Origin of the sequence: Rahnella sp. PAMC25559 (assembly GCF_050632365.1) — a bacterium.
In the GTDB taxonomy this organism is placed as follows: Bacteria; Pseudomonadota; Gammaproteobacteria; order Enterobacterales; family Enterobacteriaceae; genus Rahnella; species Rahnella rivi.
Window position 1 is genome coordinate 233,455 of sequence record NZ_CP192543.1, and the last position, 14,269, is coordinate 247,723.

Sequence of the window (14,269 nt, forward strand, 5' to 3'; positions counted from 1 at the left end):
ATCGCCCCTGCTCATCACGAAAATCTGATGATATAATGTGACATACATCACATTATTGTGTTTCTTCATTTCTTCAGTAAGCCCATTGCTCACCCTGTTTAAACAGCCTTTGCGGCTGATTTTGGCATCGTGCAACCGGCTGTAGTGAGTAAGGATTTTATCAATGGGAACGTTAACTGCCGGAATAGTCATGATGCGCTGGGAATTGCTGAGCGCTTTTTTGATGTTCTGCACCAGCCAGCTCAATATTCTTTGCCGTCAGTCGAGCCGCAACACCATGGCGTTCGTCTGTAGCGGTCTTGGCCTGACGGTGACCTGTTTCTTTGTCATGAGCCTGATGGGCATGACTTACAACGCCGCTGCCATTGCGCAATTCTGGTCAATGACCAAAGACGTTTTCTTCGATGTGATGAGTAAAACCCCCACCGATATGCCGTTCTATTATTAATGCCGTTTTATTATTGTTTCCTGCCTGACAGATTAATCGGCTTTTTCCGGGCTGAGCATCACGCTCTGCCCGGCTCATTGTGCAAAAATCTCCCTTCCCGCGCTATTTCATCGCTCATTACTGAACCGATTTGTCATCTAATCCTAATTGTCTGAAATTGCGGGGTATATCGAACGTCTTTTAGTAGCCATCTGCCCGATTACCTGTAAATTGCGATCTGTCTCCACAGGTAAAAGATAATGTGCCGCACGATAAAACTATTGATTGCTAATAGTTGAAGGGTCGTATTAGATTCTCACACTATACTTTTCTTAGAATGATCATTGATTTGTTTGCTTCAGGCTGCTGAATTTTCTCTGTTTTGGCATCCCTGCTTATGGCTGAAGGAATTCCGATGAATACGCATCACATGCTCGGCGCGTTTGTGCTACTGGTAAGTTCTGCTTCTGCTCTGGCAGTAGAAACGGCGGGTATACCTCAGAATCAGGTAAAAGAGCGCAATGCGTTCATTGCTGATCTGATGAAAAAAATGACCCTTGATGAAAAAATTGGTCAGTTGAATCTGGTGACCGTCGGGACGGATTATCCGAAAGAAGCGATCATGGCCGATATTCGCGACGGCAAAGTCGGTGGCGTATTTAATACCGTGACCAAACCCGATATTCGCCGCCTTCAGGATGAGGTGAAAAACAGCCGCCTGAAAATCCCTCCTTTCTATGCGTATGACGTGGTACACGGCCAGCGCACTATTTTCCCGATCAGCCTCGGTCTGGCAGCCAGCTGGGACATGCAGGCCGTGGCCACCAGCGCACGCATTTCTGCAAAAGAAACCGCAGCTGATGGCCTGAACATGACGTTCTCGCCGATGGTAGATGTGACCCGCGATCCACGCTGGGGCCGTGTTTCCGAAGGTTTCGGTGAAGACACCTATCTCACTTCACGCCTCGCGCATGAAATGGTTACCGGTTATCAGGGCAAAGACCCGTCTGCCCCTGACGCGGTGATGGCAAACGTCAAACACTACGCGTTGTACGGCGCTGTCGAAGGCGGCCGGGAATACAACACCGTGGATATGAGTCTGACGCGCATGTTCAACGACTACATGCCACCGTACAAAGCCGCTGTCGATGCGGGTGCTGGCGGTGTGATGGTGGCGCTGAACAGTATCAACGGCACGCCTGCCACCTCCAACACCTGGCTTTTAAAAGACATTCTGCGTGACGACTGGCAATTCAAAGGCCTGACCGTCAGCGACCACGGCGCTATCGGCGGCCTGGTCAAACACGGCGTAGCCGAAGACGATCGTCAGGCGGCGGCCATGGCATTGAAAGCCGGTGTCGATATGGACATGGCGGATAACATGTACGGCAAGTATCTGAAAGGCCTGCTCGCCGACGGCATGGTCAGCCAGAATGATATCGACCGCGCGGTGCGTGACGTACTGGCCGCAAAATGGGACATGGGCCTGTTTGTGGATGAGTACCGTCATTTAGGCCCACAGTCGAGCGACCCGGCGGATACCAACGCCGAAAGCCGCCTGCACCGCAACGAAGCGCGCGAAGTGGCGCGAACCTCGCTGGTGCTGCTGAAAAACAACAATCAGACATTACCGTTGCAGAAAGCGGGCACCATCGCCGTGATCGGACCGCTGGCTGACAGCAAACGTGACGTCATGGGCAGCTGGTCTGCCGCCGGTAAAGCAGCTCAGGCGGTAACCGTCCTGCAGGGCATGAAGGATGTGCTCGGCGATAAAGGCAACGTTCTTTATGCACGCGGCGCTAACGTCACTGACGATCAGGCCATGGTGGATTTCCTCAACTCTTATGACAAGCAGGTGATCAACGACACACGTAAACCGCAGGAAATGATTGATGAAGCCGTGAAAACCGCTGAAAAATCTGACGTTGTGGTCGCGGTCGTTGGTGAAGCGCAAGGTATGGCGCACGAGGCGTCCAGCCGTTCTGAACTGAACATCCCGCAAAGCCAGCGCGACTTACTGAAAGCCCTGAAAGCGACCGGCAAACCGCTGGTCATTGTTCTGATGAATGGCCGTCCGCTGACGCTGTCATGGGAAAATGAAATCTCCGACGCGATGCTGGAAACCTGGTTCAGCGGCACCGAAGGCGGTCACGCGATTGCTGACGTGCTGTTTGGCGATTACAACCCGTCAGGCAAATTGCCGATGACCTTCCCGCGCGCAGTAGGCCAGATCCCGCTGTATTACAGCTTCCTTAATACAGGGCGTCCGTTTAATCCGCAGCATCCGGATAAATACACCACCCGCTATTTTGATATCACTAACGGCCCGCTGTTCCCGTTCGGTTATGGTCTGAGCTATACCGACTTCAGCGTCTCTGACGTCAGCCTGTCTTCCACCACCATGGATGCCAAACACCCGCTGACCGCCAGCGTGACGGTGAAAAATACCGGTAAACGCAGCGGCGCGACCATCGTGCAGCTGTATTTGCAGGACGTCACCGCGTCCATCAGCCGTCCGGTCAAGCAGCTGAAAAACTTCGAGAAAATCGAGTTGCAGCCGGGTGAGCAAAAAGTCGTCACCTTTACAGTGAACGAACAGGATCTGCGTTTCTACAATGATCAGCTGAAATGGGCTTCCGAGCCTGGCAAGTTCAACGTCTTCGTTGGGCTGGATTCAGAAAACGTCAAACAAACCAGCTTCCTGCTGAAGTAATCTCGAAAGCGATCTCCGGGCGGCATGCTCGCCCGGAGATCGGTCAAAAGCCCCTCAGTGCTGACGGCATCCGCCAACGCGTGTCGTCAGCACTGGGCGGCAATTTCTGCCCGTAAACTGGATATATAACGGACAGTTGCTAACCTTAATTTCAATGTGTTATGCCCTTTTGCCTTTATCCGCCGGATGCGGAGCGTTGCGAGTGGGCTCAACAGAGTAAGCTCCGTCTGTGCTGACTGTCGCCAGGTCACTGCGCTGACGGCGTTTTGCGTTCTTTGCGGAGAAACATTCCATGGTCGACTCACAAGATGCCTCCATCCTGTACCTGCATTTTGGTACGCCCCGCCCATACTGGCGACTGGGTTCAGACAGCAACGCGCTGGAGTTATCTGCTGAGAAAGGCATCGTCAACGTGGCGATCTCCCTGACCCAATGGCAGGCAGGAAAGATCAGGCAACTGACCGGGATTACCTCAAGTTTTACGCTGGACATCACGCTGTTCGGATCACAGGTGCGCCTGTTTCTGGTGGGTCGAAAAATTGATGGTCAGGTCTGGGCGGGCACTGCGTCGGCCTATCAGGACACCGAGTCCGTCGCGCACGATTTAGAGGTCGGGCTGACCTTTGCAGAGCAGGTCGTTTCCGAAGCCAATTCCGTGATCGTCATTATCGATCAGGAAGGCAAAATCCACCGTTTTAACCGGCTGAGCGAAGAGTACACCGGCCTGCGTGAAGAGGATGTTATCGGGCGCAGCGCCTACGATTTATTCATGTCGATGGAAGAAGGGCTGGCCTCACGTCAGAACATCAGCAGTTTCTTTCAGCATCAGCAATCCTACGAAGTCGAACGCTGGATCAATACCGTTAAAGGCCAGCGGCTATTCCTGTTTCGCAATAAATTCGTTCACAGCGGCAGCGGCAAGCAGCAAAAATTTCTGATCTGCTCTGGCTCAGACATCACCGACGAACGTAAAGCGCAGGAGCGCTTACGCGTGCTGGCAAACACCGATCTTGTTACCGGTTTCGCGAATCGTAACGCGTTGCAGGAATCTCTGGCGACGGCGCTGAAAGACCGGGGTGACACGAAAGTCGGGCTGATTTACCTCGATCTCGACAACTTCAAAAAAGTTAACGACGCCTACGGGCATATGTTTGGCGACCACCTGCTGCGCGCAGTGTCAGATGCGATTCAGGATTGCCTTTCAGCCAACGATAAACTGGCCCGTCTTGGCGGCGATGAATTCATCATTCTCAGCTCAAACGCTGAAATCAAAACGATGGAAGCGCTGAGTCAGCGTGTTTTACACCGTCTGAGTATGCCGTTTCGTATCGGGCTGATTGAAGTCTACACCGGCTGTTCCGGCGGTATTGCCATTTGCCCTGAACATGGCACCGACGGCGATACCCTGCTGCAAAATGCCGATACCGCCATGTACGTGGCGAAGGAAAAGGGCAAAAACTCGCACTGCGTTTTCTCTGTGGAAATGAATCAGAAAGCGGCGGAATACATGTGGCTGGACACCCATCTGCGTAAAGCGCTGGCGGAAAAAGATCAGCTGGTGCTGTATTACCAGCCGAAGGTGTCGCTGTACGGCGCGGTCAACAGCGTCGAGGCGCTGCTGCGCTGGCAGTCCCCGGAGCGCGGGCTGATTCAGCCGCAAAGTTTCATTCCCTACGCTGAAGAGTCCGGGCTTATCACGCCGCTTGGAAAATGGGTCATCGAAACCGCTACCCGTCAGGCGACAGAATGGCAGAAAAAAGGCCTCAACCTGCGCGTGGCGGTTAATCTTTCCGGGCGTCAGCTGAATAACGGGTCGTTCATCACCACGCTGGCAGAAGCCATGAAAACGTCAGGCATGAAAGGCTGTTTGCTGGATTTTGAGCTGACAGAAAGCTGCCTGGTGGAAGACGAAGGCGCGGCGGTCACCATGATTAATCAGTTACATAAGCTGGGCGCGCAGGTGCATCTGGATGACTTCGGCACCGGGTATTCTTCGTTGTCACAACTGGCACGCATCCCGCTGGACTGCATCAAACTCGATCAAAGTTTTGTGCGGGGAATCAATGACAATCCGGTGTCTCAGGCGCTGGTGCGGGCCATTGTTGCGGTGGCAAAAACGTTGCAACTGACGGTGGTGGCAGAAGGGGTTGAAACGGCGGAAGAAGAAAAGCTGATCGACGAAATTGGCGTGGACAGCAAACAAGGTTTTCTTTACGCCAAGCCAATGCCCGCAACGGAACTCGAGCACTGGCTTGATGATAAAAACGTTGCTTCACCCAATGTGTTTAAACATAAAGCCAAACAGAAATAGCACCAGTGACGGGCTTTTTCCGTTTGCTGCTAGCCGGTTTTACGCAATGACGCCGTATGCCGGTTTTGCAGCATGACCAGCCGCTCCATGTAACTCAGATCTTTCTCCTCCAGCGTAAATGCCGCATCCACCCAATCCTCCGTGATATCCATCAGTTCCGAACGCGACAGCTGCAATACACGCTGGCGTGCGCGGAGCATCGCACGTATCCCGTTAAGTTTTGGCCGCAACGTATCCATAAAGGTACGCGTGGCGTTAAACGCCTCACCGGGCTGGAACAGGACATCCACCAGGCCCCGGCTTTCGAACCATTCCGCCGTATGCGATTCGCCGGTAGTGATCAGTTCCTCCGCGAGCCGCATCCCGGCTTTACGTGATACCAGCGAATAGCCCCCCATGCCGGGGAACAGGTTAAACGCGATTTCAGGAAACCCCATCCTGGCCGTGTTCTGCGCCAGCACGTAATGGTGCGCCAGTGCCGCTTCAAACCCGCCTCCCAGCGCCGTTCCTTCAATCATCGACAAACTGATGGCACCGACATCAAACCCGCGCGCGGCGGCGTGTACGCAGTCCACACAGGCTCTGGCGTAAGCGCGCAATGCTTCGCGCTTGTTGTTTACGATGGAATCGACGAAGAAGCTGAGATCACCGCCGACGTTGTACATATTGGGGACCAGCGAGCCGGTGACCCAAAAGTCGAAACGCAGCCCAGACGCTTTCGCGGCGTAGGTCAATGTCATGATGTCTTCGATAAGCTCCTGATTAAAACAAGGACGTGGATAAGACCTGAGCATCATCCACATGACATTACGGCCTTCTTCATAATAGGCAGCAATTTGCGACAAATGCCCGGCTTCGGTAAACGGACGGCAGGCTGTATGGTCAATAAGATTCATAGTATATATCCAGGTTAGAATTGAATTTTAGGGTGAAGCAGCTCCAGCCTAGTCCAGCTCTAACCCGAACTGAATCGATTCGAGGTGTTTTTATAAGAATATTCCTAATACACAAAATTCAATAAAAAAATGTTAAAAATAAACAACCTGCAATCAATCAATGTTGTGTAAAAACAGTGAAATAATGATTTCCCCCGCAAAAAAGCACTCGTTCGCCTCCTCAGTAATAATCTGTTAATTAAATAAACCTGATTAATAATATGAGGAAGAGTTAATAAAACCTTTCCGTTTTGCCACAGTGATACACGTCACAATCATGGCGCGCCCGCTTTCCAATTCTTCCGCCACCCGCTAAATTGAATTCATCTCCTCCGACCACTTAAGAGAATTCCATGACTGAACCCGCTTCGCTGTTTTATCCACACCTGCTGGCGCCGCTGGATTTAGGCTTTACGCAGCTGAAAAACCGCGTGCTGATGGGATCCATGCACACCGGTCTTGAAGAGCTGGAAGACGGGCCGGAACGGCTGGCGGCTTTTTATGCCGAGCGTGCCGCAGCGGGCGTCGGGCTTATCGTGACCGGCGGTATTTCGCCCAATGCGCAGGGCGTGGTTTATCAGGGCGGTTCGATCCTTGCCGAACAGCAACACATCACCCACCACCGTGTGGTGACCCGCGCGGTGCACGCCGCCGGGGGGAAAATCGCGCTGCAAATTCTGCACGCCGGACGCTACAGCTATCAGCCAAATCCGGTCGCGCCTTCTGCCCTGCAGGCACCGATTAACCGTTTTACGCCCCATGCGTTGAGCGAAGAAGAGATCGAGGCAACGCTGGAAGACTTCGCGCGCTGCGCAGCGCTGGCGAAGGAGTCAGGTTACGACGGCGTGGAAATTATGGGCTCGGAAGGTTATCTGATTAATCAGTTTCTGGCCGCCAGAACCAATCAGCGCAGCGACCGCTGGGGCGGTTCGGCTGAAAACCGGATGCGTTTTGCTATCGAAGCCGTGCGCCGCGTGCGTGAAACCTGCGGGCAGGCATTCATCATTATTTATCGCTTATCCATGCTGGATCTGGTCGAAGAAGGCTCGGACTGGCAGGAAGTCGAAACGCTGGCGCAGCGGATTGAACAGGCGGGCGCGAGCATCATCAATACCGGTATCGGCTGGCACGAAGCGCGGATCCCGACCATCGCCACCATGGTGCCGCGCGCCGCGTTCAGCTGGGTGACGCAAAAACTGATGGGCAAAGTCGGCATTCCGCTCATCACCACCAACCGTATCAATGACCCCGACGTGGCTGAGAAAATTCTCGCCGAAGGCTGCGCGGACATGGTGTCGATGGCGCGTCCGTTCCTCGCCGATCCGGCGTTTGTCGAAAAAGCCGCACAGGGCCGGGCTGATGAAATCAATACCTGCATCGGCTGCAATCAGGCCTGTCTGGATCAGATTTTCGCTGGCGAAGTGACGTCCTGTCTGGTGAATCCGCGTGCCTGCCGGGAAACGCAGCTGCCGGTGACCCGCGCGCAGGTCCCCAAACGCCTGGCCGTCGTCGGTTCGGGCCCCGCCGGGCTGGCCTTTGCCACCACTGCCGCCAGCCGCGGGCATCACGTCACCCTGTTCGACGCACACAATGAAATCGGCGGGCAATTTAATGTCGCCAAACAGATCCCCGGCAAAGAAGAGTTTTATCAGACGTTGCGCTATTACTCGCGCCAGCTGACGCTGCTTGGCGTGACGCTGCGCCTCGGCGAAACCGTCAGCGCCAGCCAGCTGACCGGCTATGACGAAGTGATCCTCGCCTGCGGTATTTCACCGCGCCTGCCGGACATTGCGGGCATAGATCATCCGTGCGTGCTGACCTATCTCGACGTGTTGCGGGATAAAAAACCGGTCGGCCAGCGCGTCGCCATTATCGGCGCAGGCGGCATTGGTTTTGATACTGCCGAATACCTGATACATAACGGTCCGTCGTCGAGCCTCAGTGCCCAGGCCTTCAGCCACGAATGGGGGATCGACCAGAGCCTGACGCACCGTGGCGGGCTGGCGCCATCTGGCCCGCAGCCGGAACCCGCCGCGCGGGATATCGTGTTGCTGCAACGCAAAACCACTAAAGTCGGCGCAGGACTGGGCAAAACCACTGGCTGGATCCACCGCGCCAGCCTGCTGCAGCGTGGCGTGAAAATGCAAAGCGGCGTGAGTTACGAGCGCATCGACGACGCAGGTTTGCACCTGATCATGAACGGTCAGCCGGTATGTCTGGAAGTGGATAACGTGATTATCTGCGCCGGACAGGAGCCGCAGCGGGCGTTGTATCAGCCATTACAGGCGGCGGGTAAAACCGTGCATCTGATTGGCGGCGCAGACATCGCCGTCGAGCTGGATGCACGTCGGGCAATCGATCAGGGCACGCGGCTGGCACTGAACATGTAGACAACCGCCCTGGAGAATCACAGACGAAAAAAAGCCGCGTGAGCGGCTTTTTTAACGGGGTGTTCAGCGTATGGACGCCAACTGACCCGGCAATGTTTACAACTTTGCATGTTGGAGAATGTCGCTGCCATTCTTCAGATATGATTTTGTCGCTTATCGACCCGACCCATATCAGGGTGCCTGCACGAACCCACATTCCTTGCAGAATGCTTCATATTTAGACAGCCAAGGGCGTATGTTGGCTGCACTGATTAGTCTACATTACAGGAGCGTAGGCCTGAAGGCACGGAGTTCAGCTTTGCTGATAGTAAAGCCGTTAAGTGATTTCAACGCGTAGATCAGAGGATTACCGTCGCGCCGGAGATCTCCCTGCTTTGTGCGGGTATAGATACTAAAAACCTTCAGACAGGGATTTTTCCCAACATGAGATTTTTTGGGATTTAAATGAACACCGGTAATGACCCGATTTTCATGAGCACCGTTGAATTTAACTTCCTTGTTGATCGAAACGTCGATACCCACATGCCTTCTCCCTGAAAGCCCCGGCCTTTTATTACTTATCCATGATGTAAAGGCCGGGTAATCATCAATGTGTCAAAAATCAGTGATGCGACGCCGTTTTCACCGCGCGCAGAATGACGAATTTCTGGTTGGTGGCGATAGTCGTGCAGTTACCGAACAGGCGACGCAGTTTCTGGTAGTAATCGAGATGACGGTTGCCGACGATGCGCAGTTCGCCGCCGGTTTGCAGGCAACGTTTGGCATCGCAGAACATGCGCCAGGCGGTGTCATCGCTGACGACCGTGCCCTGATGGAATGGCGGGTTACACAGCACCGCGTCCAGGGTTTCGCGTTCAACACCGGCCAGCATGTTGTTCACTTCGAAATGACAGCGGCTGACATCCTGCGGCAAATTGTTTTCGACGTTGATACGGCTCGATTCCACCGCCATATAAGATTCATCGACGAACAGCATTTCCGCGTCCGGGTTCAGTGCCAGGGCTGTCATGCCGATGACGCCGTTACCGCAGCCTAAATCCACCATGCGTCCTTCAATACCTTCCGGCAAATGTTGCATGAAGAAACGCGCACCGATGTCCAGACCGCCGCGCGAGAACACGTTCGCGTGGTTGGAGATACGGAACTCACTGTCGTCCAGCGCCCATTCGGCGATCACCGGTTCGGCGGCCTGCGCTGGCAAGGTGGCTTCGCAATGGATCAGACGCGCTTTTTTCCACGCCAGACTGGTTTTGGTCGGGCCGAGGATTTTTTCAAACAGTTGCAGCGTGGAGGTGTGAATATCACGGGCCTTCGCCCCGGCGATAATCTGGGTGTCCGGCGTCACGACTTCGCGCAGCGCCAGCAGTTGCTGTTCCAGCAGCGCCAGCGTTTTTGGCACCTTGATGATGACCAGACCCGGATTGATCGGCAACGGCACCAGGCTGCTTTGCGCTGCCACGGCGTCTTCGTCAAAACCGTTCAGACGCAAGTTGTGGCGCGTGGCCAGCTGGCTCATGAAAGAGTCATTGATGCTGGTGGGACTGAACGCCTGCAATGCGCACGCCAGCGTGCCAAAAGCATCGTTGAAAATCAGCAGCGGACGGCCATTGAGCTCACCGGTGTTCAGGGTTTGCAGCAGATATTCATCAGCAGCTTCCCATGCCTGCAACTGCGTTGCCGCTTCGTCCTGCGGATAACGTTCCAGATCCAGTTGCAGTAACTGCCCACCTACTTCGGTTTCGAATTGGCTCATTGGCCCTCCTCAATATTCAATTTGCGCTGTTTATCCCCTAAATTGGGCTATCAGTAAAATGTTTTTTCAGTTAAAAAGGGGTTTATCTGCCGGATCCCTGCGATCGCGCTAAAATCCACGTTTATCGTTACGGCATCTTTTCCCCGTCAATAAGAGACAAAGCAAACAGTTATGCCTGAATTGACCTATCTGCAAGGCTATCCCGAGCACCTTCAGGCTCAGGTGCGTCAGTTAATCGACCAGGAACGTTTAGGTAAAGTCTTGCTGACGCGGTATCCGCAACCGCACGAGCTGACCACCGATAAATCGCTCTATCAGTATACGCTGGACCTGAAAAATCAGTTTTTGCGCAGTTCATCACCGTTAAGCAAAGTGGCCTACGACAATAAAATCCACGTGATGAAGCACGCGCTCGGCCTGCATACGGCGATTTCGCGTATTCAGGGCGGCAAACTGAAAGCCAAAGCGGAAATCCGCGTGGCGACGGTGTTTAAAAGCGCGCCGGAAGCTTTTCTGAAAATGATCGTGGTGCACGAGCTGGCGCATCTTAAAGAGAAAGATCACAACAAAGCCTTCTATAGCCTGTGCTGTCATATGACGCCCGACTATCATCAGTTAGAATTCGACACGCGCATGTATCTGACGCATCTGGAAATATTCGGCAAGTTGTATCAATAATTAACCTACCAATAGGGAACACGCATGATTCGCTTTGCTGTCGTCGGCACCAACTGGATCACCCAACGTTTTATTGATGCCGCGCACGAGAGCGGAAAAATGAAGCTCACGGCGATTTATTCACGCACGCTGGAAGGTGCCAAAAAGCTGGGCGAGGATTATCCGGTCGGGCACTATTTTGATTCTCTTGAAGAAATGGCGGCGTCTGACCTGATTGATGCGGTCTACATCGCCAGCCCGAATTCATTGCATTACGCACAGTCTCTGCTGTTCCTCAGCCATAAAAAACACGTGATGTGTGAAAAGCCGCTGGCCTCTAATCTGCGTGAGGTTGAAAGCCTGATGGCCTGTGCAAAAGAGAACAATGTGGTGCTGTTTGAAGCGTTTAAAACCGCGTACCTGCCGAACTTCCTGCACATGAAAGGGGCGCTGAACCGCATCGGTAAATTGCGTAAAGCCATTCTGAATTACTGCCAGTATTCATCGCGTTATCCGCGTTATCTGGCGGGTGAAAATCCAAACACCTTTAACCCGGCGTTTTCCAACGGCTCGATCATGGATATCGGCTATTACTGCCTGGCCAGTGCCGTGGCGCTGTTTGGCGAACCGTTGTCCATCAATGCCACCGCCACCTTGCTGGAAAGTGGTGTCGACGGCCAGGGGACGGTGATCTTGTCTTATGCCGATGACTTCGTCGTGGTCATTAACCATTCCAAAATCAGCGACTCTCATCTGCCAAGCGAGATTCAGGGTGAGGAAGGGACGCTGCAAATGGAAAAAATTTCCGAATGCCAGACGCTGAGCCTGACGCCGCGAGGCAGCCAGAAGCTGGATCTGACGCAGCCACAGCACATCAACACCATGCTGTATGAAGCAGAAACGTTTGCGATTCTGGTGGATAACCAGTTTGTCGCGCATCCGGGGCTGGAAGTCTCGCGCATCACTGCCAAAGTGCTGACGGAAATCCGCCGTCAGACCGGGGTGGTGTTCCCTGCCGACCATCAGCCTTAACGATTATCACCCATTCGGGAGTCACAGATGACCGCACCCAGTCTGAAGCCGTTGTTGATTTTGCAAACCGGCCACGCGCCGGAGCCTGTCCGTCGGGCGCACGATAATTTCCCGCAGATGTTTATTCGTCAGGGCAATATCGACGCGCAGCAGGTGGTGATTGTGGATTTACAGGCCGGTGAGCGCCCGCTGCCGCCGGAACACTATTGCGGAGCGATCATTACCGGTTCGCGCAGCATGGTGACGGAGCATCTGGCGTGGAGCGAAGAAGCGGCGGACTGGGTACGCCTCGGGATGTTGCAGGAATTGCCGATGTTTGGTGCCTGCTACGGTCATCAGCTGATGGCTTACGCGCTGGGCGGCGAGGTGGATTACCATCCGCAGGGCATTGAACTCGGTACGCATGAAGTCACGCTGACGCCTGCCGGACATCTTGATCCGCTGGTATCGCAGCTTCCGGCGCAGTTCGCGGCGAACCTGATCCACCTGCAAACCGTGATCACTCCACCCGCCACCGCAACGGTGCTGGCGAAAACGCAGCACGATCCGCATCAGATTTTGCGCTACGGCCCGAACGCCATCAGCACGCAGTTCCATCCGGAATTCAGTCTGGCGGTGATGAAGACCTATCTGACCTGGCTGAGTTCGATCGCCGAAGACGACCGTGTAGACTTTGCCCATCAGGCTCAGCACCTTAGCGAAACACCGCTCAGTCAGGGTTTGCTGCGGGCCTTCGTCGGTGCCTTGGGTAAGCGACAGGCACTGGCGGGATAAAGTGCAAAGATATGTCAAAATGTTGACAGCAGTTACACTTTGAATTAATTTTTGGATCGCAAAGGGGAGTAACTTCTTCGTCGGATAATCGTCATTACGGTGTCTGGACCCGCGCTCGCAGCAGCGCTGTCTCAGTCACCCGGTTACCGGGGCAACCAGAATCGTATTCTTTGGATGAATACATCTCGTTGTAAGTGAGACCTTGCCGGATGGCGAGGTTTGCTTACAGCTCAGAGAGAGCGGCTAACGTCTTCCGACGCTGGCCGTTTTTTTTTGATGTTTTTCGGAGGACAACGTAATGATGAATTCAGTAGGCAACCCGATGTTATGGGGCGCATTTGCCGTTGTTGTGGTGATTATGCTCGCGTTCGATCTGCTGTTGCAGGGCCGCAAAGGCGCGCAGGTCATGACCATGAAAAGCGCCGCTGTCTGGTCGCTGGTGTGGATTGGCCTGTCGTTGTTATTTAACGTCGGCTTCTGGTGGTATCTCAACGGCGAGTTTGGACGCGAAGTCGCAGACGCCCAGGCCACGATGTTCCTGACCGGCTACCTGCTGGAAAAAGCGCTGGCGGTGGATAACGTCTTCGTCTGGTTGATCCTGTTCAGCTACTTCTCCATTCCGGCCAACCTGCAACGCCGCGTGCTGATCTACGGCGTACTGGGTGCGATCGTGCTGCGTACCGGCATGATTTTCGCGGGCAGCTGGCTGGTGGGTCAGTTCAGCTGGATTTTGTACGTGTTCGGTGCGTTTCTGCTGTTCACCGGGATTAAAATGGCGCTGACCAAAGAAGATGACGGCGAGGTGGGCGAGAAGCCGGTGATCCGCTGGCTGCGCAGCAAAATGCGCATGACCGACGAATTGCACGGTGAGAAATTCTTTATACGCCGCAACGGCATTCTGTTCGCCACACCGCTGCTGCTGGTGCTGATTATGGTGGAACTGAGCGACGTGATTTTCGCGGTCGACAGTATTCCGGCCATCTTCGCCGTGACGACCGACCCGTTCATCGTGCTGACGTCTAACCTGTTTGCCATCCTCGGCCTGCGTGCGATGTACTTCCTGCTGGCGGGCGTGGCGGAACGTTTCTCGATGCTGAAATACGGTCTGGCGGTGATCCTGATTTTCATCGGTATCAAGATGCTGTTGCTCGACGTGTTCCATATTCCGGTCGGCGTTTCGCTGGGCGTGATTGCTTCGATTCTGATCATCACCCTGCTGATTAACACCTGGGTGAACCGTCGTAACGATCGCAGGAACAACGCACAGTCTTAATATT

11 protein-coding genes are annotated in these 14,269 nt (G+C 54.1%); 8 read left to right on the forward strand and 3 right to left on the reverse strand.

What is annotated here, in order from left to right:
- Positions 1-163 precede the first annotated feature (163 nt).
- The 3 genes from ACQZQY_RS02360 to pdeR all read left to right on the forward strand — a co-directional run bounded on the left by ACQZQY_RS02360 (position 164) and on the right by pdeR (position 5,451).
- Positions 164-448 carry a YjcB family protein gene (locus ACQZQY_RS02360; RefSeq protein ID WP_056782389.1) on the forward strand — a complete coding sequence of 95 codons (285 nt, stop codon included), beginning with the start codon at positions 164-166 and terminating at the stop codon, positions 446-448.
- A gap of 394 nt (positions 449-842) precedes the next feature.
- Complete coding sequence (gene bglX / locus ACQZQY_RS02365) at positions 843-3,140, forward strand: beta-glucosidase BglX (protein ID WP_122096252.1); 2,298 nt, start codon at positions 843-845, stop codon at positions 3,138-3,140.
- 292 nt (positions 3,141-3,432) lie between these two features.
- Positions 3,433-5,451, forward strand: a complete 2,019-nt coding sequence (gene pdeR, locus ACQZQY_RS02370) for a cyclic di-GMP phosphodiesterase (RefSeq protein WP_122096253.1) — start codon at positions 3,433-3,435, stop codon at positions 5,449-5,451.
- Between the two features lie 29 nt (positions 5,452-5,480).
- Here the strand turns inward: pdeR and ACQZQY_RS02375 are convergent, their stop codons facing one another.
- Entirely contained in the window at positions 5,481-6,347 is an 867-nt protein-coding gene (locus ACQZQY_RS02375; RefSeq protein WP_056782392.1) for a crotonase/enoyl-CoA hydratase family protein, read from the reverse strand.
- A gap of 392 nt (positions 6,348-6,739) precedes the next feature.
- Here ACQZQY_RS02375 and ACQZQY_RS02380 point away from each other — a divergent pair, with 392 nt between their 5' ends.
- A complete protein-coding gene (locus tag ACQZQY_RS02380; protein WP_431296560.1) occupies positions 6,740-8,776 on the forward strand; it encodes an FAD-dependent oxidoreductase in 2,037 nt (678 codons plus the stop codon).
- Between the two features lie 261 nt (positions 8,777-9,037).
- Here ACQZQY_RS02380 and ACQZQY_RS02385 read toward each other — a convergent pair whose 3' ends face one another.
- Positions 9,038-9,298, reverse strand: coding sequence for a hypothetical protein (locus ACQZQY_RS02385; RefSeq protein WP_431296561.1), 261 nt, complete (start codon positions 9,296-9,298; stop codon positions 9,038-9,040).
- 79 nt (positions 9,299-9,377) lie between these two features.
- On the reverse strand, positions 9,378-10,529 hold the full coding sequence (rlmG, locus tag ACQZQY_RS02390) for a 23S rRNA (guanine(1835)-N(2))-methyltransferase RlmG (protein ID WP_056782394.1): 1,152 nt from the start codon (positions 10,527-10,529) through the stop codon (positions 9,378-9,380).
- A gap of 171 nt (positions 10,530-10,700) precedes the next feature.
- Between rlmG and ACQZQY_RS02395 the strand changes: the two genes are divergently transcribed.
- The 4 genes from ACQZQY_RS02395 to ACQZQY_RS02410 all read left to right on the forward strand — a co-directional run bounded on the left by ACQZQY_RS02395 (position 10,701) and on the right by ACQZQY_RS02410 (position 14,265).
- Positions 10,701-11,207, forward strand: coding sequence for a M48 metallopeptidase family protein (locus tag ACQZQY_RS02395; protein ID WP_056782395.1), 507 nt, complete (start codon positions 10,701-10,703; stop codon positions 11,205-11,207).
- 24 nt (positions 11,208-11,231) lie between these two features.
- Positions 11,232-12,218 carry a Gfo/Idh/MocA family protein gene (locus ACQZQY_RS02400; RefSeq protein WP_056782396.1) on the forward strand — a complete coding sequence of 329 codons (987 nt, stop codon included), beginning with the start codon at positions 11,232-11,234 and terminating at the stop codon, positions 12,216-12,218.
- Between the two features lie 27 nt (positions 12,219-12,245).
- Positions 12,246-12,992, forward strand: coding sequence for a glutamine amidotransferase (locus ACQZQY_RS02405; RefSeq protein WP_431296562.1), 747 nt, complete (start codon positions 12,246-12,248; stop codon positions 12,990-12,992).
- Between the two features lie 298 nt (positions 12,993-13,290).
- Positions 13,291-14,265: a TerC family protein gene (locus tag ACQZQY_RS02410; protein WP_274388803.1), complete on the forward strand. Its 975-nt coding sequence runs from the start codon at positions 13,291-13,293 to the stop codon at positions 14,263-14,265.
- Positions 14,266-14,269 lie beyond the last annotated feature (4 nt).

Coding starts and splice junctions, on each gene's coding strand:
- ACQZQY_RS02360 (WP_056782389.1), top strand. CDS start 164: ATGGGAACGTTAACTGCCGGAATAGTCATGATGCGCTGGGAATTGCTG.
- bglX (WP_122096252.1), top strand. CDS start 843: ATGAATACGCATCACATGCTCGGCGCGTTTGTGCTACTGGTAAGTTCT.
- pdeR (WP_122096253.1), top strand. CDS start 3,433: ATGGTCGACTCACAAGATGCCTCCATCCTGTACCTGCATTTTGGTACG.
- ACQZQY_RS02375 (WP_056782392.1), bottom strand. CDS start 6,347: ATGAATCTTATTGACCATACAGCCTGCCGTCCGTTTACCGAAGCCGGG.
- ACQZQY_RS02380 (WP_431296560.1), top strand. CDS start 6,740: ATGACTGAACCCGCTTCGCTGTTTTATCCACACCTGCTGGCGCCGCTG.
- rlmG (WP_056782394.1), bottom strand. CDS start 10,529: ATGAGCCAATTCGAAACCGAAGTAGGTGGGCAGTTACTGCAACTGGAT.
- ACQZQY_RS02395 (WP_056782395.1), top strand. CDS start 10,701: ATGCCTGAATTGACCTATCTGCAAGGCTATCCCGAGCACCTTCAGGCT.
- ACQZQY_RS02400 (WP_056782396.1), top strand. CDS start 11,232: ATGATTCGCTTTGCTGTCGTCGGCACCAACTGGATCACCCAACGTTTT.
- ACQZQY_RS02405 (WP_431296562.1), top strand. CDS start 12,246: ATGACCGCACCCAGTCTGAAGCCGTTGTTGATTTTGCAAACCGGCCAC.
- ACQZQY_RS02410 (WP_274388803.1), top strand. CDS start 13,291: ATGATGAATTCAGTAGGCAACCCGATGTTATGGGGCGCATTTGCCGTT.